The organism is Micromonospora sp. WMMD710 (assembly GCF_029626045.1).
Classification (GTDB): Bacteria; Actinomycetota; Actinomycetes; order Mycobacteriales; family Micromonosporaceae; genus Micromonospora.
Genome location: NZ_JARUBD010000001.1, coordinates 4,398,912 through 4,419,525, shown reverse-complemented (window position 1 = coordinate 4,419,525; position 20,614 = coordinate 4,398,912). Strand labels below are relative to the sequence as shown.

The window sequence follows — 20,614 nt, the reverse complement described above, 5'->3', positions numbered from 1 at the left end:
GCCCACGGAACATCTGCCTGCTATAAATAGTTGGTGCTTCACAGACGATTCCTGGAGGAGGAATAGTGAACTTGCTGCATATCGACTCGAGCATCCGCGGCGACTGGTCGGTCAGCCGGCGGCTCACCGCCCGCGCCGTCGCCACCTGGCGTGCGGCCCACCCGGACGGCACGGTCACCTACCGTGACCTGGGTGCCGAACCGCTGCCGCACCTGGACGCGGACGGCGGACTGGCCCGGATGACACCCCCGGACCAGCACACGCCGGCGCAGCGCGAGTCCTGGGAGCTCAGCGAGCGTCTGGTCGACGAGGTGAAGCAGGCCGACGTGGTGCTGCTCGGGCTGCCGCTCTACAACTTCGGCGCGCCCAGCAGCGTCAAGTCCTGGGTCGACCACCTGATCGTCCCCGGGCTGGCGTACGACCCGACGACGCAGGAGGGCCTGCTCGGCGGCCGCGAGTTCGTCGTACTGGCCACCCGGGGTGGCGGCTACGGCGAGGGCACCCCGCGCTACGGCTGGGACCACGCCGAGCCGTGGCTGCCGCACGGCCTGTCGATGACCGGCATGCAGCCGCGCTTCATCAGCGCCGAGCTGACCCTGGCACCCTCGGTGCCGGCGATGGCCGAGCTGATCCCGCTGCACGAGGCGAGCCTCGCGGCGGCCGAGAAGGAGATCGACAACCTCTGGACGCCGGCCTCCGCCCAGCGCTGAACAGCCGGTACGACGAGAGCGGCCGTCCCCGTGTCCGGGGACGGCCGCTCTCGTCAGTGCGTACGGATCAGATGATCGTCCAGGTGTCGCCGCTGCCCAGCAGGCCGGCGAGCTGCTGCTCCGGGGTCTCGGTGACCGTCGCCTTCGCGGCGGCGAGCTGGCTCTGCACCACGCTGTCGTACGACGGCCGGTCCACCGAGCGGAACACCCCGATCGGGGTGTTGCGCAGGTCCAGGCCGGGCAGCCGGGACAGCGCGAACGCGTACGCGGGGTCGGCCACCGTCGCGTCGTGCACGACGATCTCCTCCGGCCGGACCGTGCTGGTCTCCCGGACCTCCAGGCCGAAGCCGCCGGGCGGGTGCACCACGCAGAACCGCCCGTCCGCCCCGAAGGTGATCGGCTGGCCGTGCTCCAGGCGGATCAGGTAGTCGTCCCGGGTGGACGGGTCCTTGAGCTGCTCGAACGCCCCGTCGTTGAAGATGTTGCAGTTCTGGTAGATCTCCACGAACGCCGAGCCCTCGTGTTGGGCGGCGGCGCGCAGCACCGACTGCAGGTGCTTGCGGTCGGAGTCGATGGTCCGGCCGACGAAGCTCGCCTCGGCGCCGAGGGCGAGCGAGAGCGGGTTGAACGGAGCGTCCGCCGAGCCGGCCGGGGTCGACTTGGTGACCTTGCCGACCTCGGAGGTGGGCGAGTACTGACCCTTGGTCAGGCCGTAGATCCGGTTGTTGAACAGCAGGATCTTGAGGTTGACGTTGCGCCGCAACGCGTGGATCAGGTGGTTGCCGCCGATGGAGAGGGCGTCACCGTCGCCGGTGACCACCCAGACCGACAGGTCCGGCCGGGACACCGACAGGCCCGTCGCGATCGCCGGGGCGCGCCCGTGGATCGAGTGCATGCCGTACGTGTTCATGTAGTACGGGAAGCGCGACGAGCAGCCGATCCCGGAGACGAAGACGGTCCGTTCCCGGGGGATGTTCAACTCCGGCATGAACTGCTGGATCGCCGCCAGGATCGCGTAGTCACCGCAGCCGGGGCACCAGCGCACCTCCTGGTCGGACTTGAAGTCCTTGGCGGTGAGCTTGAGAGCGACGGGCTCAGACATTCTTCAGGACCTCTTCCAGCGTCGTCTCCAGCTCGGCGGCCGTGAACGGCAGGCCGCGGACCTGGTTGTAGCTGATCGCGTCGACCAGGTAGCGGGCCCGGATGACGTGGGCGAGCTGGCCCAGGTTCATCTCCGGGATGACCACCTTGTCGTAGGAGCGCAGCACCTCACCGAGGTTGGCCGGCATCGGCGCCAGGTGCCGCAGGTGCGCCTGAGCGATGGACAGGCCGCGCTGGCGCACACCGCGGCACGCCGCGCCGATCGGCCCGTACGTCGAGCCCCAACCGAGGACCAGCACCCGGGCGTCGCCGTCCGGGTCCTCCACCTCGATGTCCGGCACTCGGATCGTCTCGATGCGGGCGGCCCGGGTGCGCACCATGAAGTCGTGGTTGGCCGGGTCGTAGGAGATGTCACCGGTCTTGTCGGCCTTCTCCAGACCGCCGATGCGGTGCTCCAGCCCCGCCGTGCCGGGGATCGCCCACGGGCGGGCCAGGGTCTCCGGGTCGCGCAGGTACGGCAGGAAGGTGGTGCCGTCGTCGCCGTTGGGCTCGGTGGCGAACTCGACCCGCAGGTCCGGCAGCGACTCCACGTCGGGCAGCAGCCACGGCTCGGAGCCGTTGGCGACGTAGTTGTCGGACAGCAGGATCACCGGCGTGCGGTAGGTCAGCGCGATCCGGGCCGCCTCCAGCGCGGCGAAGAAGCAGTCCGACGGTGACCGGGGCGCGATCACCGCGACCGGCGCCTCGCCGTGCCGGCCGTAGAGCGCCATGTTGAGGTCGGCCTGCTCGGTCTTGGTCGGCATGCCGGTCGACGGGCCGGCGCGCTGCACGTCCACGATCACCAGCGGCAGCTCCAGGGCCACCGCCAGGGAGATCGTCTCGCTCTTGAGCGCCACACCCGGGCCGCTGGTGGTGGTCACACCCAGCGACCCGCCGTACGACGCGCCCAGCGCCGCGCCGACGGCCGCGATCTCGTCCTCGGCCTGCATGGTGAGCACACCGAAACGCTTGTGCTTGCTCAACTCGTGCAGGATGTCCGACGCCGGCGTGATCGGGTACGCGCCCAGGAAGACCGGCAGCCCGGAGCGGACCCCGGCGGCGACCAGGCCCAGCGAGAGCGCCGCGTTGCCGGTGATGTTGCGGTAGGTGCCCGGCTGCATCTTCGCCGGCTTGACCTCGTAGCGGACCGCGAAGTCCTCGGTGGTCTCGCCGAAGTTCCAGCCGGCCGTGAACGCGGCCACGTTCGCCGCGACCAGCTCCGGACGGGCCGCGAACTTGCGCTCCAGGAAGCGCAGCGTCGACTCGTACGGCCGGGAGTACATCCAGGAGAGCAGGCCGAGGGCGAACATGTTCTTCGACCGCTCGGCGTCCTTCTTGGACACCTCGTGGGCGGCGAGCGCGCCGACCGTCATCGACGTCAGCGCCACCGGGTGTACGACGTAGCCGGCCAACGTGTCGTCGTCGAGCGGGCTGCTCTGGTAGCCGACCTTGGCCAGGTTGCGCTTGGTGAACTCGTCGGTGTTGACGATGATGTCCGCGCCGCGCGGCAGGTCGGCCAGGTTGGCCTTGAGGGCCGCCGGGTTCATCGCCACCAGCACGTTGGGCGCGTCGCCCGGGGTGAGGATGTCGTAGTCGGCGAAGTGCACCTGGAAGCTCGACACGCCGGGCAGGGTGCCGGCGGGGGCCCGGATCTCGGCGGGGAAGTTGGGCAGCGTGGAGATGTCGTTGCCGAGCTGCGCCGTCTCCGAGGTGAACCGGTCGCCGGTCAGCTGCATGCCGTCACCGGAGTCACCGGCGAACCGGATGACCACCCGGTCGAGTTGACGGATCTGCTTGGTCACTGTGCCACCTTCGTTCGCGACATGATGGTGACCTCGCTCTGCCCGGCCACGGGACCTCCTTGACGCAACCTCGCACCGCACCGCCCCAGGCTGGTCCGGCCGCTGTCGTTCCTCACCTGAGAGCCTACGTCGAACAGACCCCCGACCCTCCCCGGAGGTCCGCCGTCTGGGACCGCAATCGGAAGGTAGTTGGGAAGTATTGCGGTGTTTCGCCCGGCACGCCGTAATCCAGATCACCTGGATGTCGCGCGCCGGTCGACGCCCGTCAGTCGGTGGGCGCGGTGCTCGGCTCGGGCGCCGGGTCGCTGAGCCGGCGCCGCAGCGAGGTGGTGGCGAGCGTGAGGGCCAGCACCACCAGCAGCGCGGAGACCGCGATCAGGATGATCGCGGTGCGCTGCACCGAGGACATCCCGCCGTCGTCGGTCGCGGACCCGGCGGCGAGTACGCCCTGCGAGCCGGTCGGTGCGGGCGGCGACACCGGCGTGGCCAGTGCGGCCGCTGCGGTGATCCGGAAGCTCATCTGCACCTGCCGCGTCGGCCCGCTGCGCGGGTCGAGTCTGCCGATGACCGCGCCGGACAGCGGCGCTTCGCGCTGGGCCTGCGGGGTGGCCTCCACCGGCAGTCGCAGTTCCGCGGTCTCGCCCGCCGGCACCGTGCCGGCGTCACACCGCACCCGCGTCGGGTCGACCGCCACGCAGCCGGCCGGTGGGGTCGGCACGCTCACCCCGGGCGGCAGGACCACCTCGATCCCGCCGGCGGCGTCCACCGTGCCGGTGTTGCCCAGCCGGACCCCGAGGGTGCTGGCCGCGCCACTGATGTCGAAGGTCACCTCGTCGGCGGCGAGCGAGATCCCGGGCACCGGCGGGCCGGGCGGGAAGAGCACCGCGAACCCCTGGTTGTCGACCGCCTCGCCGGTCATCCCCGGCGCGTCCGCGGCGACCTGGACGGAGCCGCTGAGCGGCATCTGCTTCCACGCGTCGCCGGTCACCTGCAACTGGACCACGCTGCTGAACCGCGCGCCCGCCTCGGCCATCCAGGCCCCGCACCGGTAGGTGCCGCCACCGACGGCGGTGCATCCCTTCGTCCCGGTGTCGGTGAGGCCGGCGGGCAGGGTGTAGGAGAGCCGCACCCGCTGCGCGGTGGTGCCGGTGTTGGCCACCGTGACGCGCAACGCGGCGGCCGTGCTGGCCGCGTTCCAGTACGCACCGCCGAGGGTGACGTCCTCGGTGGTGACCTGCACGCCGAGCGGGCTCGGCGGCGGCACCGGCGCACCCAGTGCCGGTGGATGGACCGGGGGTACCGGTGGCACCGGGGGCCAGGGGGTGGGCGGGCCGTTCGTGCCGCCCGGCGCGGGGGCGTTGGTCGTCGGCGCCGGGGGTACGTCCGGGGTCGTCGGCGGTGCCGCCGGCGTCGTCTCCGGCGGTGGCGCGGTGGTCTCCGGGGCCGGCTCGGTCGGCGGGGTGCCGTCGCCCGGCTCCTCGGTCGGGGTGGGCTCCTCGGCGGGTGTGGTCTCGGGATCCGGATCCGTCTCGGGTTCGCTCACCGGGTCGGTCGCCACCGCAGCCGGGTACGCGTGCGGGACCGCCGCGCTGGCCCATGCCGGTGCCACGGCGAGCGCGGCCAGCAGGCCGAGCGCCAGCGAGGTCGCCAGCAGGGGCGTGGGACGTCGCCCCGCAGCCCGGCGATCGGGCGAAACCTTCACGCGGGCCATCTGTCCTCCGGATGACATGGGTGGGAGTCCAATGTTCGGTAACAGTTGCCCCGGTGCACTAGTCCCATCCGGAAACAAATACGTAACGTGTTTGGGACGGTCGCTCCGGGCGGGCGGTAGGCTCCCGGACGTGACCGGTTACCTGGGCTCGTACGCGACGCTCGGGCTCCTGCTGCTCGCCAGCGTCCTGTTCTTTGTTGTGGCGTTCTCGGCCAACCGGGTGTTACGTCCCGCGCGTCCGGCCGACCCGCCCGGCAAGCGGACCAGCTACGAGTGCGGGCTCGATCCCGTCGGCGCGGACTGGGCGCAGATGCAGATCCGCTACTACGTCTACGCCTATCTGTACGTGCTGTTCGCGGTCGAGGCGGTGTTCCTCTTTCCGTGGGCGGTGGTCTTCGACCGCCCGGGCTTCGGCCTGGTCACGGTGGTGGAGATGGCGGTGTTCGTGGCGGTGCTCGCGCTCGGCATCCTCTACGCCTGGCGTAGGAACATCCTGCGCTGGACCTGACCGCCGCGCCCTCCGGCGATCGTGCCGGACCGTCCGGCCGTTCGCGGTCGGTCACGCCGACGACCGGTCAGGCGAGACCCCGCCGGGTCGCCGCGGGTGGGCGGTCGCCGCGGATCGAGGCGACCATGTCCAGCACCCGCCGGGTGGGCCCGACCTGGTGGGCGCGGAACACCCGGGCTCCCAGCCAGGCGGAGACCGCCGTGGCGGCGAGCGTCCCCTCCAACCGTTCGGTCACCGGCAGGTCGAGCGTCTCGCCGATGAAGTCCTTGTTGGAGAGCGCCACCAGCACCGGCCAGCCGGTCCCGGTCAGCTCGTCCAGCCGACGGGTGATCTCCAGCGAGTGCCGGGTGTTCTTGCCGAAGTCGTGCGCCGGGTCGATGAGGATGCCGTCGGGGCGTACCCCCGCCGCCACCGCGCCCTCGGCGAGCCCGGTCACCGTCGCGACCACGTCGGCCACCACGTCGTCGAACGCGGCCCGGTGCGGGCGGGTCCGCGGGACCAGCCCGCCGGCGTGCGAGCAGACCAGGCCCGCGCCGGTCTGCGCGGCCACCCGAGCCAGCGCCGGGTCGGCGCCCGACCAGGTGTCGTTGAGCAGGTCCGCGCCGGCGGCTACGGCCTCCGTCGCCACCTCGGCGCGCCAGGTGTCGATCGAGATCACCACCTCCGGGAACGCGGCCCGGACGGCGGCGATGGTGTCCACCGTGCGCCGGATCTCCTCCGCGACGTCCACGTCGGCGCCCGGGCCGGCCTTCACCCCGCCGATGTCGATGATCGCCGCGCCCTCGTCCACCGCCCGCTCGACCGCGCGCAGCGCGCTGTCGGCGGCGAAGGTGGCACCCCGGTCGAAGAACGAGTCCGGTGTGCGGTTGACGATCGCCATCACCACCAGCTCGTCCGGGGCGAACGTCCGCCCACCCAGCCGCAGCGCCCCGGCCATGCCCGCCTCCTGAGAGTCCGCACCGTCGCCGCCCGCGTCGGCCGGTCCCGACGCTAGCCGGTCGGTCGACCGCAGCGCAGCGCGCCGTCGACCACGACTCGTGATCGGGGTGGTGGGCTCGCTACCGGCCGGCCGCCGTGCCACGATCAGTACATGGGTCAGCTTCTGCTCCTCCTGGTCGTGGCGTTGACCGTCGCGGCGGTGGTGTTCGGCGTGACGGTGCTGGTCAGCGGCCGTGATCCCGGCCTGGTGCCGGTCGAGCCCGATTCGCAGGCCGTGCCGTTGCCGGGCACCCGGCCGCTGCGCGAATCCGATGTGGGCGCGGTCCGTTTCGACACCGGGTTGCGCGGGTACCGGATGGCCCAGGTCGACCAGGCGATGCGTCGTGCGGCGTACGACATCGGCTACAAGTCGGAGCTGATCGGGGTGCTGGAGGCGGAGGTCATCGCGTTGCGTGCGGGCCGTACCGCCGACGCGGACGCGCTGCGCCAGGCCCGCGAGCAGTCGGCCAGCGCCGCCGAGCGGTCGACCGACGTGGCCGAGCAGCCGACCGGCGTGGCGACGGACGCGCCACGGGCCGACGGCGCGGCGGCGGTCGGCTCGGCCGGCGCTGTCGAGCAGCCCGACGCCACCTCGTCGCCGGCGGACGCCGACGGCGTGGCACCGGTCAACGACGCCGAGCCCGTGTCGGCGCCGCCGGGTTCGTCCGGCGTGACCGGCCCGGCCGACGCCACCTCCTCGGCGGCGGACGCCGACGGCGTGGCCCCGGCCGACGACGACACCAGCAGGAACGGGGCGGTTGTCCGGTCGGAGTCGGCGTGACCGGCCCGGAGGGCACCGACGATCTCCGCGAGGCGGCCCAACCCGGTGCCGGCGAGGTGACCGCCACCGTGATCGTCGACGCCCCGGCCGAGCGGGTCTTCGCGGCGCTGCTCGCCTGGGAGCGGCAGTCCGACTGGATCCCCTTCACCCGGGTACGGGTCGTCGAGGGCGACGGGCGGGAGGGCAGCCGGATCGAGGCCGTGACGTCGCTCGGCCCGGCGGTGCTGCGCGACGAGATGCGCGTGGTCCGGGTCGACGAGCCGTACGAGATCGGTGTGGTGCACTGCGGTCAACTGCTGCGCGGGCCGGGTGTGCTGCGCTGCACCCAACTGGACCGTAACCGCACGCAGGTGGTCTGGCACGAGTGGTTCCACCTGCCCGGCGGTCGGGCCGGCCGGTTGGCGTGGCCGGTGCTGTGGCCCGGGTCCAAGGTCAGCCTCACCCAGGCGCTGAAGAGGTTCGCCCGTCTGGTCGAGCAGGGCCGGTTGCCCTGACCACGCCCGGTGCCGGCTGCCAGCCCGGCGCCCGGAACAGGTGCCCGGCGCGGTGCCGCCAGCTCACCGCGGACCGCAGGTCCCGGGCGATCGACGCGTACTCGTGGAAGGCCACCCGCACCGGGTTGTAGCTGCCCACGTTCGTGGTCAGGCCGTACACGCAGCGTTCCCGCTCCGGCGCGAACGAGCCGAAGAGCCGGTCCCAGACGATCAGGATGCCGCCGAAGTTGCGGTCCAGGTAGCCGCCCTGGGAGGCGTGGTGCACCCGGTGGTGCGACGGGGTGTTGAACACCGCCTCGTACCAGCGGGGCATCCGGTCGATGCGTTCGGTGTGGATCCAGAACTGGTAGAGCAGGTTGACCGACCCGCAGAAAGCCACCACCGCCGGGTGTACGCCGACGAGGATCAACGGGATGTAGAAGATCCAGCTGGTCAGGCCGGTCCACGGCTGGCGCAGCGCGGTGGAGAGGTTGAACCGCTGCGACGAGTGGTGCACCACGTGCGAGGCCCAGAGGATCCGGATCACGTGGTGGCCCCGGTGCGACCAGTAGTAGAAGAAGTCCTGCGCCAGCAGGATCAGCGGCCAGGTCCACCAGAACTCGGCCACCCGCAGCGGAGTGAGCGCGTAGAGCAGCGCGTACGCGGCGGCGATCGGCACCTTCCAGAGCAGATCGGTGAAGACGCTGCCCAGTCCCATCGCCAGGCTGGTCGCGGTGTCCGCGCCGCCGTAGCCGACCTCGTCGTCGTCGCGGTGCAGCAGGTAGGAGACCCGCTCCAGCACGATGAGCAGCAGGAAGGCCGGGATCGACCAGGCGATGACGTTCGGGAATTCCTTCATCGCGCCACCTCCAGTGGCCGTCGCCGGCCGGGGGACACCGGTGGGTGACCCTGACCTACCGGTCGGTAACAAGCACCATAGGCAGCCGGACGGCCGGTGGCAATGGGCTGTCGGTGCGATGGCCTAGCGTGTGCGAGGTGACTGACCTGGTGATCGGCGCCGACGGGCTGGCCCGCTGCGCCTGGGGGGCGAGCACCCCGGACTACGCCGTCTACCACGACACCGAGTGGGGGCGGCCGCTGCGTGGCGACGACGCGCTCTACGAGCGGATGACCCTGGAGGCGTTCCAGTCCGGCCTGTCCTGGCTGACCATCCTGCGTAAGCGCCCGGCGTTCCGGCTGGCCTTCGACGAGTTCCACATCCCGACCGTCGCCGGATACGACGACACCGACGTGACCCGCCTGCTCGCCGACGCCGGCATCGTCCGCAACCGGGCCAAGATCGAGGCGGCGATCGCCAACGCCCGCGCGGCACTGGAGCTGCCCGAGGGCCTGTCCACGCTGCTCTGGTCCTTCGCGCCGGAGCAGCGGCCGGCCCGCCCCGCCTCGTTCGCCGAGCTGGCCCCGATCACCCCGGAGTCGACGGCGATGGCCAAGGCCCTCAAGAAACGGGGCTTCCGGTTCGTCGGTCCCACCACCGCGTACGCGCTCATGCAGGCCACCGGGATGGTCGACGATCACATCGTCGGCTGTCACGTCACCCTCTGACCGCCGACATGATGGGATGGCAGGCATGACGACCGAGACCGCGTACCGGGCCGGCCCGGCCGGCAACGCCGACGGAGCGGGCACCTGGGCGGTGCTGTTGCCCGCCGAGCGGTACGAGGCCGAGCGGCTCGTGCACCACGACACGCTGGAGTTGACCGGGCTGACCGACGTCGGCCGGCCGACGTCGGGTGACCGGGTGGCGGTGCTCGCCGACGCGCCGACCAGGCTGGTGGCGCTCGGCCGGGTCACGGCGCCGGCCCAGCGGCACTCCGAGGACCCGGACGATCCGCAGTCCCCGGTCGAGCCGGGGACGCTCGTCGTCGCGTACACCCGGCGGGCCTTCGACGAGCCGGTGCCGGCCGACCTGCTCACCCTCGACGGGCCGGTCACCGCACTGGACCCGGCGGCCTTCCGGGCGTTGGCCGACCGGCTCGGCCCGCCCCCGGCGCGGCGCACCTGGCTGGTCAGCCTCGACCTGCCGATCGAGGCCGGCACGCCGGCCGAGGCGGTGCGCCTGTTCTGGTCGTACGTGCAGGAGTTGGGCCCTCGCGAGCTGCCCGCGTTCGTGTCACCGTCCGGCGACGAGCTGGCCATGCAGGCGTTCGTGCTGGGCGAGCAGGCCAACCAGGACCCGGAAGAGGACGACTAGAACAGCTTGTCGACGCGTCCCCGCCAGTCGGCGAGCACCGGGCCCGGGTCGGTGTCCAGCACCCGTTCCAGCAGCGTGGCGTAGACGTCCCGGAAGTCGGTGGTGTATTTCAGGTCGCCGTCGTCGAGGTCGGTGAGGCTGGGCGCCTCGCCGTGCCAGCCGCCGTGCACGCCCGCGCCGAGCAGCAGCACGTCCGACGCGGTGCCGTGGTCGGTGCCGTCCGAGGCGTTGGCCCGGACGCGTCGGCCGAACTCGGAGTAGACCGCAACCACCACCTTGCGGCCGGCGTCGGTGCGACCCATCCGGTCGGCGAACCCGGTCAACGCCCGGTCCAGCTGCCCCAGCAGGACGGCCTGCAACTGCTTCTCGTCGGCGTGTGTGTCGAAGCCGCCCAGCGACACCGAGAAGACCCGGGTGGACACTCCGGCCTCGACACACTGGGCGACCAGGTCCAGCTGCGCGTCCAGTGGTGTCCGCGCCCCGCCGGTGGCCGTCGCGGGCGCCTGCTCGCCGTCCGGGTCCGCCGTGTCCTGCTCGGCGGAGTCCCGCACCTGGCGGATCATGTCGTCCACCGACCGCAGGTCGGCGAAGCAGGCGGCGGCCCGGGCCCGCGCGGCGGATTCACCCGGCTCGGCCGCTTCGAACGCCTTCAGCGTCTCCGCCGACAGCCCCTTGGCGGCCTTGCGGTCGGCCACCGGCACCGCGGCGCCCGCGCTTCGCGCCCCGGCCAGGAGTGGCGGCAGGGCCGGTTCGAAGGAGACCGCCAGCCGGGGGTCGCCGCCCGCCCCGTCCAGCCAGCGACCCAGCCAGCCGGTGGTGCCCGGCCGGTCCGGCTGCGCGGTGTGCCAGATGTCCATCGACCGGAAGTGGCTGCGGTCCGGCTTCGGGTAGCCGACGCCGCGCACGATCGCCAGCCCGCCCTGGGACCACCGCTGGTGCAGGCCCTCCAGGGCCGGGTTGAGCCCGAAGTCGTCGTCCAGCCGTCGTACCTCGTTGTCCGGGTACGCCAGCTCGGGACGGGCCGCCCGGTAGGCCGGGTCGCCGTACGGGATGACGGTGTTCAGGCCGTCGTTGCCGCCGTACAGGGTGACCAGCACCAGGGTGTGCGACTGCGGGTCTCGGTCGCCGGCGGTGTCCAGCAGGTCCCGCAGGCTGTACGCGCCGGCTCCGGCGGCCAGCGCGCCCGCGCCGACCACTCCGCTGGTGAGCAGGAACCTCCGTCGGGTCAGGGTGTCCATCTCTCGACTCCTCCGCTCAGCTGACGGTGTATTCGGGACTGATCAGGCCGGCGGCCAGCAGCTTGCGGGGCTCGCCGGCCAGCGGGGTGAGCGCGGCCCGGGTGCGGGCACCCCACCCGTCGACGACCAGCAGCCGGGCCAGCGCGTCCGGCCGGCCGGCGGCGGGCGCCGCGGTCAGCCGGGCCAGCACCGCCGGCGCGGTGGCGGCGGCGAGCATCCCGGCCAGCCGGAGCCGGGCCTGCAACGACGAGGTGGTCAGCCAGGCGGCCCCGGCCGGCCAGCCGCCCACGCTGGGTGGGCGCAGCGGCACCTGGTCCAGCGCGTTCAGGCCGCCCAGCAGTTGCTTGCGCTGCTGCTCGGGGAGGGCGGAGGGGCGGATGCCGAGTTGCCGCAGCGCGCCGACCATCCACTCGACCGGCTGCTTGACCAGGGTGCCCCGGGTCTGGGCGAAGGCCGGCGCGGAGAAGATCGCCCGTAGCGTCGTGGTGGTGTCCGTGCCGGCCAGGCCGTCCGGCGCCGGAACGTCGGTGCCGGCGTACCGGAACCAGAGCCGCCCGGCCACGAACGTCGCGGTCGCCGGCTCGGCGGCCAGCAGCCCGGCGTACGCCTCGGCGTCGAACCGGCCGCTGTGCCCGAGGATCGTCTTCTCCCCGGGGTCGTGCCGGCGTGCCTCGAAACGGGCGGTGCCGGTGCCGCGGTCCACCGTCCAGCCGGTCAACGCCCGCGCGCCGGCCTTCACGTCGGCCTCGGTGTAGGCGCCGATGCCGAGCGTGAACAGCTCCATCAGCTCGCGGGCCAGGTTCTCGTTCGGCGCCTTGCGGGTGTTCTTCTGCCCGTCCAACCAGATGATCAGGGCCGGGTCGCGCACCATCGCGGCGACCAGCGGACCGAACGGCCCGCGACCGTGCCGGCGCAGCGTCTCCAACTGGCCCTGCATCACCCGTGCCGACTTGACCTTCTGGGCGCTGGTGGCCCAGTGCCCGTGCCAGAAGAAGACCAACTTCTCGGTCAGCCCGTCCTCGGCGGCCACCATCCGGTCCAGCCACCACTCGGTGACCTGCTGGAGCTGCTTGCGGCGCTCCGCGTTGGCCTTCTGCCGCTGTTCGCGGGTGGACTCCTTGGTCAGCGCGGCGTACGGGTCGGCGGGCAGCGCCGGCGGCGGGGTGGCGGCCGCACCCCGATCGGCCCGGCCCGGGGCCAGCAGCCGGTCCAGCGTCGCCGCCGCCCCGGCCCGCTCGGCCGCGTCCACCTCGTCGGCGGTCGGCCCGAAGGTGGCCCGGCGCAGCAGGTGCGCCACCGCTTCACGATCGCTCATGGGACCGACGCTAGGCGGGGCGTGTTCGAGGACGGTAAGGCCGAGGTGCGAATCGCGTTCAGTGTCCCTCGAAGACCGGTTTCTGCTTGGCGACGAAGGCGAGGGTGGCCGCCCGGTGGTCATCGGTGGCGCCGCAGATCGACTGTGCCTGCGCCTCGGCCGCCAGGGCGTCGGCGAGGGTGCCGGCATCGGCGATGGAGAGCTGCCGCTTGATCGCCCCGTACGCGACGGTGGGGCCGGCGGCGAGGCGGGCGGCCAGCTCCTGCGCGGCCGGCAGCACCTTCTCGTCGTCGTCCATCAGCCGGTTGAGCAGGCCCAGCCGGCAGGCCTCCTCCGCGCGGACCGGCTCGGCGAGCATCAGCAGCTCCACCGCCTTGGCGTGGCCGACGAGCCGGGGCAGTGTCCAGGAGGCGCCGGTGTCGGCGGCGAGGCCCACCTTGGCGAAGGCCATCAGGAAGCTGGTGCTCGGACCGCCGATGCGGATGTCGGCGAGGAACGCCAGGGAGGCGCCCGCTCCGGCGGCCATGCCGCAGACGGCGGCGACGACCGGCTTGGGCAGGTTGGCCAGCCGGGCGGCGATCGGGTTGTAGTGCGCCCGCACGGTGCCCAGCGGGTCGGCGGAGCTGTTCTCCAGCGTCGACACGTGCTCGCGCAGATCCTGACCGGCGCTGAACGACCCGCCCGCGCCGGCGAGGACGACCGCCCGGCAGGACCGGTCGGTCTCCAGCTCCGCCAGGGCGTCCCGCAGCGCCTCCTTCAGCGCCACGTCGAGCGCGTTCATCGCGTTCGGCCGGTTCAGCGTGAGGGTGACGACGGCGTCGGTCCGGTCGACGAGCAACGGCTCGGTCACGTGTCTAACGACCCTTCTGTCGGACGATGCGGTTGCCGGCGTCGAGGCACTGCTCGACGTACCGGTCGGCGGCCGGACGCAGGCGGGCCGCGTGCCGGTCGAAGAAGCTGGCGGCGGCGGTGCCGGGCCAGCGCTCGGGCAGCAGCGCCGGGGGCAGCTGCGGGTCCCGGAACAGGAAGGTACGCCACGCGTGCACCAGCCGGAACCGGGCCGCGTACGCCTCCTCGTCGCTGCTGCGCACGGTGACCGCGGCGAGCAGTGGACGCTGGTCGGCGACGAAGCGTTCGTAGGCGCGGCCGATCTCGGTGAGGTTCCAGGCCCGCCGGACCACGCCCATCGCCCCGGGTGTGCCGGAGTAGTGCGAGGCGGTGAACCGCTCGAACCGGATGCCGGCCTCGGCGAGCAGCAGGTCGACGTCCTCGGCGGGCCGGGTGGCCACCCAGGTCTGTTCGTCGAGGGTGCCGTAGCCGAGGAAGCTCAGGGTGGCGGCGAGCCGCTGCCGGTCCCGCCGGGAGCCCGGCGCCTCCAGGACGAGCAGATCGAACCGGCCGTCCCAGGTGACCCGGCCGGTTCGGTAGATTCGGGCCGCGGCCTCGTCCAGTCGTCGGGCAGCTTTTGGCGTGATCGAATATCCCGGTCCGGAGGCCAGGCGGAGCGGGTCGAGCCAGCCCTGACGCACCATCCGGGACACGGCGGTGCGAACGGCCGGCGGTGCAATTCCCAACGGCGCCAGTAGCTTGACCAGGGCGGCGACCGGTGCCCGGCCACCTCTCGGTCGGAGGTGGTCGCCGTACAGGTCGAAGAGTGCCGACCGTGCCTGCATGACCGCACATTGTGACAGGCCTTCTCAAGATAAGCTAGATGCTGTTACATCAATGCTGCTCCGGTTTGGGTCCGGCGGTGTTCATCAGGGAAAATCGTTGGTCGACACCCCCGCGACGGTTGCGGGTGGTCGTGACGAAGTGGCTGTGGGGCAACCCACCGACCCTGGTGTAGGTCTGAGGGGAGACAACATGGCGGCGATGAAGCCGCGGACGGGCGACGGTCCGCTGGAAGTCACCAAGGAGGGTCGGGGCATCGTCATGCGGGTCCCGCTGGAGGGCGGTGGCCGGCTCGTCGTCGAGATGACTCCCGACGAGGCCAACGCGCTCGGTGACGCGTTGAAGGCAGCCGCCGGCTGAGTGAGGAGTGCTCCGGGTGGTGTACTCCGCCCGGAACGTTCCCCAGACCCTGAGCCACCGGTATCGCCGGTGGCTCAGGGTCTTCATCGGCGCGGACCGGGCGGCCCGGTCCGCTCCGCGACACTTTCCTGGAGGTGCGGTTCCGCGTGCTCGACATCCGACTCGTCACCGAATCCGACCAGCTCGACGTGCTCGTCCTGCCCGTCCGCCCGGCCGGCCAGGCCCTCGGGGGTGCGGAGTCGGCCGAGCCGGTGCCGACCGCCGTGGCACCCCCGGACGGCACCGCCGATGAGGCCGCCGCGCTGACGCCGGCGGCCCGGCTGACCGGTCGGGCCGGCGAGATCCGCACCCAGCTCCGCCCCGGGCGCACCCCCGGGCGTCTGCTGCTGCTCGGCATCGGCGACGGCGACGAGGCGGCCTGGCGGGCCGCCGGCGCGGCTCTGGCCCGCTCCGCCTCCGATGAGACGCACATCACCATCGCGCTTCCGGCCGGGGCGACCCCGGCGACCGTCCGTGGGCTGGCCGAGGGGCTGCTGCTCGCCTCGTACCGGTTCCGGCTCACCGAGGCCGGCGACACGCCCGCACTCGGCGGCATCGACCTGCTGCTCACCGACCCGGCCGGGTACGAGGCGACCCTCGCCACGGCCCGGACGACCGCGGCGATGACCCACCTCGCCCGCGACCTGACCAACATGCCCTCTTCGGTGAAGAACCCGCAGTGGTTCGCCGAGCAGGTGGCGACCGCTGCGGCCGACCTCCCCGACCTGCGCCTGCGGGTCCGTGGCCCGGCCGAACTGGCCGCCGAGGGCTTCGGCGGGATCCTCGCCGTGGGCGGCGGCTCGGCGAGCGGCCCCCGCCTGGTCGAACTGGACTGGCACCCGGCCGACGCACGTGCCCACGTGGTGCTGATCGGCAAGGGCATCACCTTCGACACCGGCGGCATCTCGATCAAGCCGGTCCCGGCGATGAAGCTGATGCGCAAGGACATGGCCGGCGCGGCGGCGGTCGTCGCGGCCACCCTCGGCGCCGCCACGCTGCGGCTGCCGGTCCGGGTCACCACGCTGGCTCCGCTCGCCGAGAACATGGTCAGCGGCTCGGCGTTCCGCCCCGGCGACGTCGTGCGGCACTACGGCGGCACGACCAGCGAGACGACCAACTCCGACGCCGAGGGCCGGCTGGTCCTCGCCGACGCGCTGGCGTACGCGGTGCAGCAGCTCAAGCCGGACCTCCTGCTCGATCTGGCCACGCTCACCGGCGCCAACGCCGTGGCCCTGGGCAAGCGCACCGCCGCCCTCTACACCGAGAACGACGACCTGGCCGCCGGCGTGCTGGCGGCGGCCGAGGCGGCCGGCGAGTCGGCGTGGCGGATGCCGCTGCACACCGACTACGTGGAATACCTGGGCAGCGAGATCGCCGACCTGTACAGCGCGCCCGCCCAGGGTGCCGGGTCGGTGCTGGCGGCGCTCTACCTGCGTGAGTTCACCGGCGAACTACGGGACCGCTGGCTGCACCTGGACATGTCGGCCCCGTCCTGGGCGGACGGCGACCAGGCCGAGGTCAGCCGCGGCGCGACCGGCTGGGGCGTGCGCTGGCTGCTGCGCTGGCTGGCCAGCGTCGACTGACGCCGGTCAGCACTTCACCGCGGCGAGCACCCCGTGCCCGACCGGGAGCAGCGCCGGGATCCAGTGCTCCGACTCCCGGATCGCCTTGATCGTCTCGCGGACGGTCACCGTCTCGGCGTCCCGGGCGGCCGGGTCGGCGATCCGGCCACCGGCCAGCATGCCGTTGAGCGCGAGCACGCCTCCCGGGCGCAGCAGTCGCAGCGCGGCCTCCACGCAGGCGTGGAAGCCGGTCGCCTCGGCGTCCACGAAGACGAGGTCGTACGCGCCGTCGGCGAGCCGGGGGAGCACGTCCAGGGCGCGTCCGGTGATGATCCGGGTGCGGCCGGCGGCGAAGCCCGCCTCGGCGAAGATCCGCCGGGCGATCCGCTGGTGCTCCACCTCCACGTCGATGGTGGTGAGCACCCCGTCGGCGCGCATGCCGCGCAGCAGCCACACACCGCTCACGCCGGTGCCGGTGCCGATCTCCACCACCGCCCGGGCGTTGCCGGCCGCGGCCAGCAGACGCAGCGCCGCGCCAGCGCCGGGGGTGACCGCGTCGAGGCCCACCTCGTGGGCCAGGCTGCGGGCGGTACGCAGGACGAGATCCTCGGTGACGTACGACTCGGCGAACTGCTGAGCCTGGGTCGTCGAATTGCCGGAACCGGCGACCGTGGCGATGGGGCACCTCCGGGGGCGGTGCGTGGTGCGGGGGCGGGTTGGCACTGTGAGCGTAGAGGCGACCGTCGCGCGGCGCAGCCGCGGCTTCCGTCGTACGCGATCACCGGGGGCAACCGCTGACTCCACCGCGCGCATCCGTGCAATCCTGGAGGCGGTATCCCGTCAGCCGCGCCCACACCGGACCGTGGCCGGGCGACGCGGCGCGGGATCCGGGGACGGACTGGGAGGCACCGACGTGACCGACGGCTGGGACTGGCGCCGGAGCGGTGAGACTCCGGCACCGGCGCGACCGCCCGGGGCAGGGGTACCGCCTGCGGGGCCACCAGGCACGCCGGGGGCCGGCAGCGCGCCCGTGGCGTCGCCGGGCGGCGTACCGGCGGCAGGGGGCCCGCCACCGGTGGCGGCCGCCCCGTACGCCGGGTCACCGGCACCGGCCGGGTCGACCGCCGGCCCGTCGCCCTGGTGGTCGGACGCGCTCGCCGACCCCTGGCGGGATCCGGCTGCCCCGGTCGCGGTGGTGGTGCCCGCGACGGTGGCGGCCGGCACCGAGCCGGAGCCGGTCAGCGACCCGGACGCACCTGGTCGTCCGACGTTGCGTCACCTGCTGCTCATCCCGGTGATCACCGCCCTGCTGGCGGGTGCCCTCGGCGGTGCGCTCGGTTACGCGTTCGCGGTGCGTGGTGGGGCTGCCGCGACGGTCCTCGGAGCTGAGCCGGCCCAGCCGCCCGCACTGGCCCAGCGCAAACCGGAGTCACTGGCCGGGGTCGCCGAACGTGTCCTGCCCAGCGTGGTCACGGTGCGGGTGAGCAGCCTCGGCGGCACCAGTGAGGGTTCCGGTTTCATCGCCAGCGCCGACGGCCATGTGATCACCAACGACCACGTGCTGGCCGGCGGCAGTGGCAAGGCTTCGGTGATCTTCAACGACGGCAGCACCGCGCCCGCGACCGTGGTCGGTCAGGACCCGGAGTCGGACATCGCGGTGATCAAGGTGAGCCGGACGGGTCTGCGGCCGGTGGAGTTCGGCAACTCCGACGCGCTGGCCGTCGGTGACCCGGTGCTCGCCGTGGGCTCGCCGCTCTCGCTGGCCAACACGGTCACCGCCGGCATCGTGAGCGCCCTCGACCGGACGATGCAGGCCGGCGAGCCGGGTGGGCCGGTGCGCTACTACGCGGCGATCCAGACCGACGCGGCGGTCAACCACGGCAATTCGGGTGGCCCGCTGGTCGACGGCGCCGGGCGGGTGGTCGGGGTGAACTCCACGATCAAGTCGCTGGTCGCCGAGGGCCAGGAGGCCGGCAACATCGGCCTCGCGTTCGCCATCCCGATCAACCAGGCCAAGCGGGTGACCCAGGACATCATCGGCACCGGCAAGGCCCGGCGTACGGTGATCGGCGCCCAGGTGGGCGGGCCGGGGGCGGGTGCCGGCGGCGGCGTACGGCTGGCGGCCGTCGAGCCGTCCGGGCCGGCGGCCGGTGCCGGGCTGCGGGTCGGCGACGTGATCCTCAAGCTCAACGGCCGGCCGATGACCGAACCGACCGACCTGATCGCCCTGGTCCGCAAGTTCGCGCCCGGCTCGGTGGTGACCGTCGAGTTCCGGCGCGGCGCCGACCGGCAGAACACGTCCGTCACCCTCGCCGCGGATGCGAAGTGAACAGCGGCCCACCCCCTGCCCGAAAGCCGTCTCACGTGCGTAGTCTTGCTGCTGACGCCGAGAGGAGGCCCGCGGGATGTTCGAGAATCTGAACATGTGGGAAGTCGGGGCACTGCTGCTCCTGGCGCTGTTGATCTTTGGTGACCGGTTGCCCGCCGTGATCAATGACGGTTTGCGGATGGTGCGCAACCTGCGCAACATGGCCCGCAACGCCACCGGCGACCTGAGCCGCGAGCTGGGCACCGACATTCAGCTCGAAGACCTGCACCCGAAGGCGTTCATCCGCAAGCACCTCCTCAGCGAGGAGGACGAGGCGGCGATCCGCAAGCCGATGCAGGGCGTCTACGACAATCTGCGCGCCGACGTCAGTGGCGTACACAACGAGCTGAAGGACGTGGCCAACGCCGTGGACCCGCGGTCGAACGGCACCCGGTCCGGCACGGCCACCGGTGCCCCCTCGGCACCGGCCCCCCGGGCCAGCTACGACGACGCCACCTGAGCGACCCGGCACGGAGACGATCGCGCCCCGCAGGCCCGAGTGGCCGGCGGGGCGTCGTCGATCGTGGTGCTCAGCGCCCGGCGGGCTTGAGGCCGAGCGGCTTGCCGAGCAGCGACTCGCGGCGCAGCGCCAGCCGGTCGGCGATCGTGCCGAGCGCCTGTGCGGCCGGCGACTCCGGCTCGGCCAGCACGATCGGGTTGCCGGCGTCCCCGGCTTCCCGGACGCGGGTGTCCAGGGGGATCTGCCCGAGCAGCGGCACCTGCGCGCCGATGGTCCGGGTCAGCGACTCGGCGACCGCCGCGCCACCGCCGGCACCGAAGATCTCCATCCGGGAGCCGTCCGGCAGTTCCAGCCAGGACATGTTCTCGATGACACCGACGACCCGCTGGTGGGTCTGCAGGGCGATCGCGCCGGCCCGCTCGGCCACCTCGGCGGCGGCGGCCTGCGGGGTGGTGACCACCAGGATCTCCGAGTTGGGCAGCAGCTGGGCCAGCGAGATGGCCACGTCGCCGGTGCCCGGCGGCAGGTCCAGCAGGAGCACGTCCAGGTCGCCCCAGTAGACGTCGGCGAGGAACTGCTGCAACGCCCGGTGCAGCATCGGGCCACGCCACACCACGGCGGCGTTGCCGGAGGTGAACATGCCGATCGAGATCACCTTCACGCCGTGCGACTGCGGCGGCATGATCATGTCCTCGACGCGGGTGGGGCGGGCGTCCGCACCGAGCATCCGGGGCACCGAGTGGCCGTAGATGTCCGCGTCGACCACACCCACGGACAGCCCACGGGCGGCGAGCGCCGCCGCCAGGTTGACCGTCACGCTGGACTTGCCGACGCCACCCTTGCCGCTGGCCACCGCGTACACCCGGGTCCGGGAGCCGGGCTGGGCGAACGGAATGACCGGCTCCTCGCCGCCGCCACCGCGCAGCTGCGACTGCAACGACTGCCGCTGCTCCGGCGTCATCACACCGAAGTCGATCTCCACTCCGGTCACCCCGGGCACCGCGGCGACCGCGACGGTGATGTCCGTCCGCAGCTTGTCCTTCAGCGGGCAGCCGGCGACGGTGAGCAGCAGCTCGACCCGTACGACCCCGTTGTCGGCGATCGTGGCCGAGCGGACCATGCCCAGCTCGGTGATGGGCCGGCGGATCTCCGGGTCGTTGACGGTGGCCAGGGCGGCCTGGATCGCGTCCTCGACGGTGCTGACGGGTGCTGACATGCCCGCAATGCTACGTCGCGAGGCATCCGCTGCCGCCGCTGCCCGCAGCGGTGTGAGCCAATCGATG

The 20,614-nt window shown here is 72.9% G+C and carries 21 protein-coding genes; 10 read left to right on the top strand and 11 right to left on the bottom strand.

All coding sequences use genetic code 11. From position 1 onward, the window contains the following. Positions 1-65 precede the first annotated feature (65 nt). The gene (locus tag O7620_RS20430) at positions 66-710 is read left to right on the top strand and encodes an NAD(P)H-dependent oxidoreductase (protein ID WP_225854779.1); all 645 of its coding nucleotides are present in this window, start codon (positions 66-68) and stop codon (positions 708-710) included. Positions 711-777: 67 nt separating this feature from the next. On the opposite strand, the gene O7620_RS20425 is transcribed toward O7620_RS20430, so the two are convergent. The 3 genes from O7620_RS20425 to O7620_RS20415 form a co-directional block, all read right to left on the bottom strand. Further along, positions 778-1,812, bottom strand: coding sequence for a 2-oxoacid:ferredoxin oxidoreductase subunit beta (locus O7620_RS20425; RefSeq protein WP_151492586.1), 1,035 nt, complete (start codon positions 1,810-1,812; stop codon positions 778-780). After that, complete coding sequence (locus O7620_RS20420) at positions 1,805-3,652, bottom strand: 2-oxoacid:acceptor oxidoreductase subunit alpha (RefSeq protein ID WP_151492587.1); 1,848 nt, start codon at positions 3,650-3,652, stop codon at positions 1,805-1,807. Before O7620_RS20420 ends, O7620_RS20425 begins: the two co-directional genes overlap by 8 nt. Before the next feature lie 265 nt (positions 3,653-3,917). Further along, positions 3,918-5,363, bottom strand: a complete 1,446-nt coding sequence (locus O7620_RS20415) for a hypothetical protein (RefSeq protein ID WP_278124460.1) — start codon at positions 5,361-5,363, stop codon at positions 3,918-3,920. 130 nt (positions 5,364-5,493) lie between these two features. On the opposite strand from O7620_RS20415, the gene ndhC reads away from it, so the two are divergent. Then, entirely contained in the window at positions 5,494-5,871 is a 378-nt protein-coding gene (gene ndhC, locus O7620_RS20410) for an NADH-quinone oxidoreductase subunit A (protein ID WP_139587019.1), read from the top strand. 67 nt (positions 5,872-5,938) lie between these two features. On the opposite strand, the gene folP is transcribed toward ndhC, so the two are convergent. Further along, the gene (gene folP, locus O7620_RS20405) at positions 5,939-6,808 is read right to left on the bottom strand and encodes a dihydropteroate synthase (RefSeq protein WP_278124459.1); all 870 of its coding nucleotides are present in this window, start codon (positions 6,806-6,808) and stop codon (positions 5,939-5,941) included. Positions 6,809-6,961: 153 nt separating this feature from the next. Between folP and O7620_RS20400 the strand changes: the two genes are divergently transcribed. Together O7620_RS20400 and O7620_RS20395 are read left to right on the top strand one after the other, a co-directional pair. Beyond that, on the top strand, positions 6,962-7,630 hold the full coding sequence (locus tag O7620_RS20400; RefSeq protein WP_278124458.1) for a DivIVA domain-containing protein: 669 nt from the start codon (positions 6,962-6,964) through the stop codon (positions 7,628-7,630). Continuing rightward, positions 7,627-8,124, top strand: a complete 498-nt coding sequence (locus O7620_RS20395) for an SRPBCC family protein (RefSeq protein WP_278124457.1) — start codon at positions 7,627-7,629, stop codon at positions 8,122-8,124. The genes O7620_RS20400 and O7620_RS20395 overlap by 4 nt, the downstream gene beginning before the upstream one ends. On the opposite strand, the gene O7620_RS20390 is transcribed toward O7620_RS20395, so the two are convergent. Beyond that, positions 8,069-8,962, bottom strand: a complete 894-nt coding sequence (locus tag O7620_RS20390) for a sterol desaturase family protein (protein ID WP_278124456.1) — start codon at positions 8,960-8,962, stop codon at positions 8,069-8,071. The genes O7620_RS20395 and O7620_RS20390 overlap by 56 nt on opposite strands. A gap of 137 nt (positions 8,963-9,099) precedes the next feature. Between O7620_RS20390 and O7620_RS20385 the strand changes: the two genes are divergently transcribed. Together O7620_RS20385 and O7620_RS20380 are read left to right on the top strand one after the other, a co-directional pair. Beyond that, positions 9,100-9,669 carry a DNA-3-methyladenine glycosylase I gene (locus O7620_RS20385; RefSeq protein WP_151489566.1) on the top strand — a complete coding sequence of 190 codons (570 nt, stop codon included), beginning with the start codon at positions 9,100-9,102 and terminating at the stop codon, positions 9,667-9,669. 25 nt (positions 9,670-9,694) lie between these two features. Beyond that, the gene (locus O7620_RS20380) at positions 9,695-10,318 is read left to right on the top strand and encodes a hypothetical protein (RefSeq protein WP_151489565.1); all 624 of its coding nucleotides are present in this window, start codon (positions 9,695-9,697) and stop codon (positions 10,316-10,318) included. Here the strand turns inward: O7620_RS20380 and O7620_RS20375 are convergent. The 4 genes from O7620_RS20375 to O7620_RS20360 are packed head-to-tail and all read right to left on the bottom strand — an operon-like array spanning position 10,315 to position 14,544. Then, positions 10,315-11,556: a DUF1501 domain-containing protein gene (locus O7620_RS20375; protein ID WP_151489564.1), complete on the bottom strand. Its 1,242-nt coding sequence runs from the start codon at positions 11,554-11,556 to the stop codon at positions 10,315-10,317. The two genes, O7620_RS20380 and O7620_RS20375, sit on opposite strands and share 4 nt — an antisense overlap. Before the next feature lie 16 nt (positions 11,557-11,572). Next, entirely contained in the window at positions 11,573-12,871 is a 1,299-nt protein-coding gene (locus O7620_RS20370; RefSeq protein ID WP_151489563.1) for a DUF1800 domain-containing protein, read from the bottom strand. A 58-nt stretch (positions 12,872-12,929) separates the two neighbouring features. Then, complete coding sequence (locus O7620_RS20365) at positions 12,930-13,721, bottom strand: enoyl-CoA hydratase-related protein (RefSeq protein ID WP_278124453.1); 792 nt, start codon at positions 13,719-13,721, stop codon at positions 12,930-12,932. 4 nt (positions 13,722-13,725) lie between these two features. Continuing rightward, positions 13,726-14,544 (bottom strand): PaaX family transcriptional regulator C-terminal domain-containing protein, encoded by an 819-nt coding sequence (locus O7620_RS20360; RefSeq protein ID WP_151489561.1) that lies wholly within the window; start codon positions 14,542-14,544, stop codon positions 13,726-13,728. Positions 14,545-14,734: 190 nt separating this feature from the next. Here O7620_RS20360 and O7620_RS20355 point away from each other — a divergent pair, with 190 nt between their 5' ends. After that, a complete protein-coding gene (locus tag O7620_RS20355; protein WP_007455245.1) occupies positions 14,735-14,902 on the top strand; it encodes a DUF3117 domain-containing protein in 168 nt (55 codons plus the stop codon). Positions 14,903-15,048: 146 nt separating this feature from the next. After that, entirely contained in the window at positions 15,049-16,524 is a 1,476-nt protein-coding gene (locus O7620_RS20350) for a leucyl aminopeptidase family protein (RefSeq protein WP_278124452.1), read from the top strand. A gap of 6 nt (positions 16,525-16,530) precedes the next feature. On the opposite strand, the gene O7620_RS20345 is transcribed toward O7620_RS20350, so the two are convergent. After that, positions 16,531-17,181, bottom strand: a complete 651-nt coding sequence (locus tag O7620_RS20345) for an O-methyltransferase (protein WP_225854397.1) — start codon at positions 17,179-17,181, stop codon at positions 16,531-16,533. Between the two features lie 220 nt (positions 17,182-17,401). Here O7620_RS20345 and O7620_RS20340 point away from each other — a divergent pair, with 220 nt between their 5' ends. Further along, positions 17,402-18,832, top strand: coding sequence for a trypsin-like peptidase domain-containing protein (locus O7620_RS20340; RefSeq protein WP_278127078.1), 1,431 nt, complete (start codon positions 17,402-17,404; stop codon positions 18,830-18,832). A 76-nt stretch (positions 18,833-18,908) separates the two neighbouring features. Continuing rightward, entirely contained in the window at positions 18,909-19,331 is a 423-nt protein-coding gene (locus O7620_RS20335) for a preprotein translocase subunit TatB (protein ID WP_151489560.1), read from the top strand. A 70-nt stretch (positions 19,332-19,401) separates the two neighbouring features. On the opposite strand, the gene O7620_RS20330 is transcribed toward O7620_RS20335, so the two are convergent. Further along, entirely contained in the window at positions 19,402-20,547 is a 1,146-nt protein-coding gene (locus O7620_RS20330; RefSeq protein WP_151489559.1) for an Mrp/NBP35 family ATP-binding protein, read from the bottom strand. Positions 20,548-20,614 lie beyond the last annotated feature (67 nt).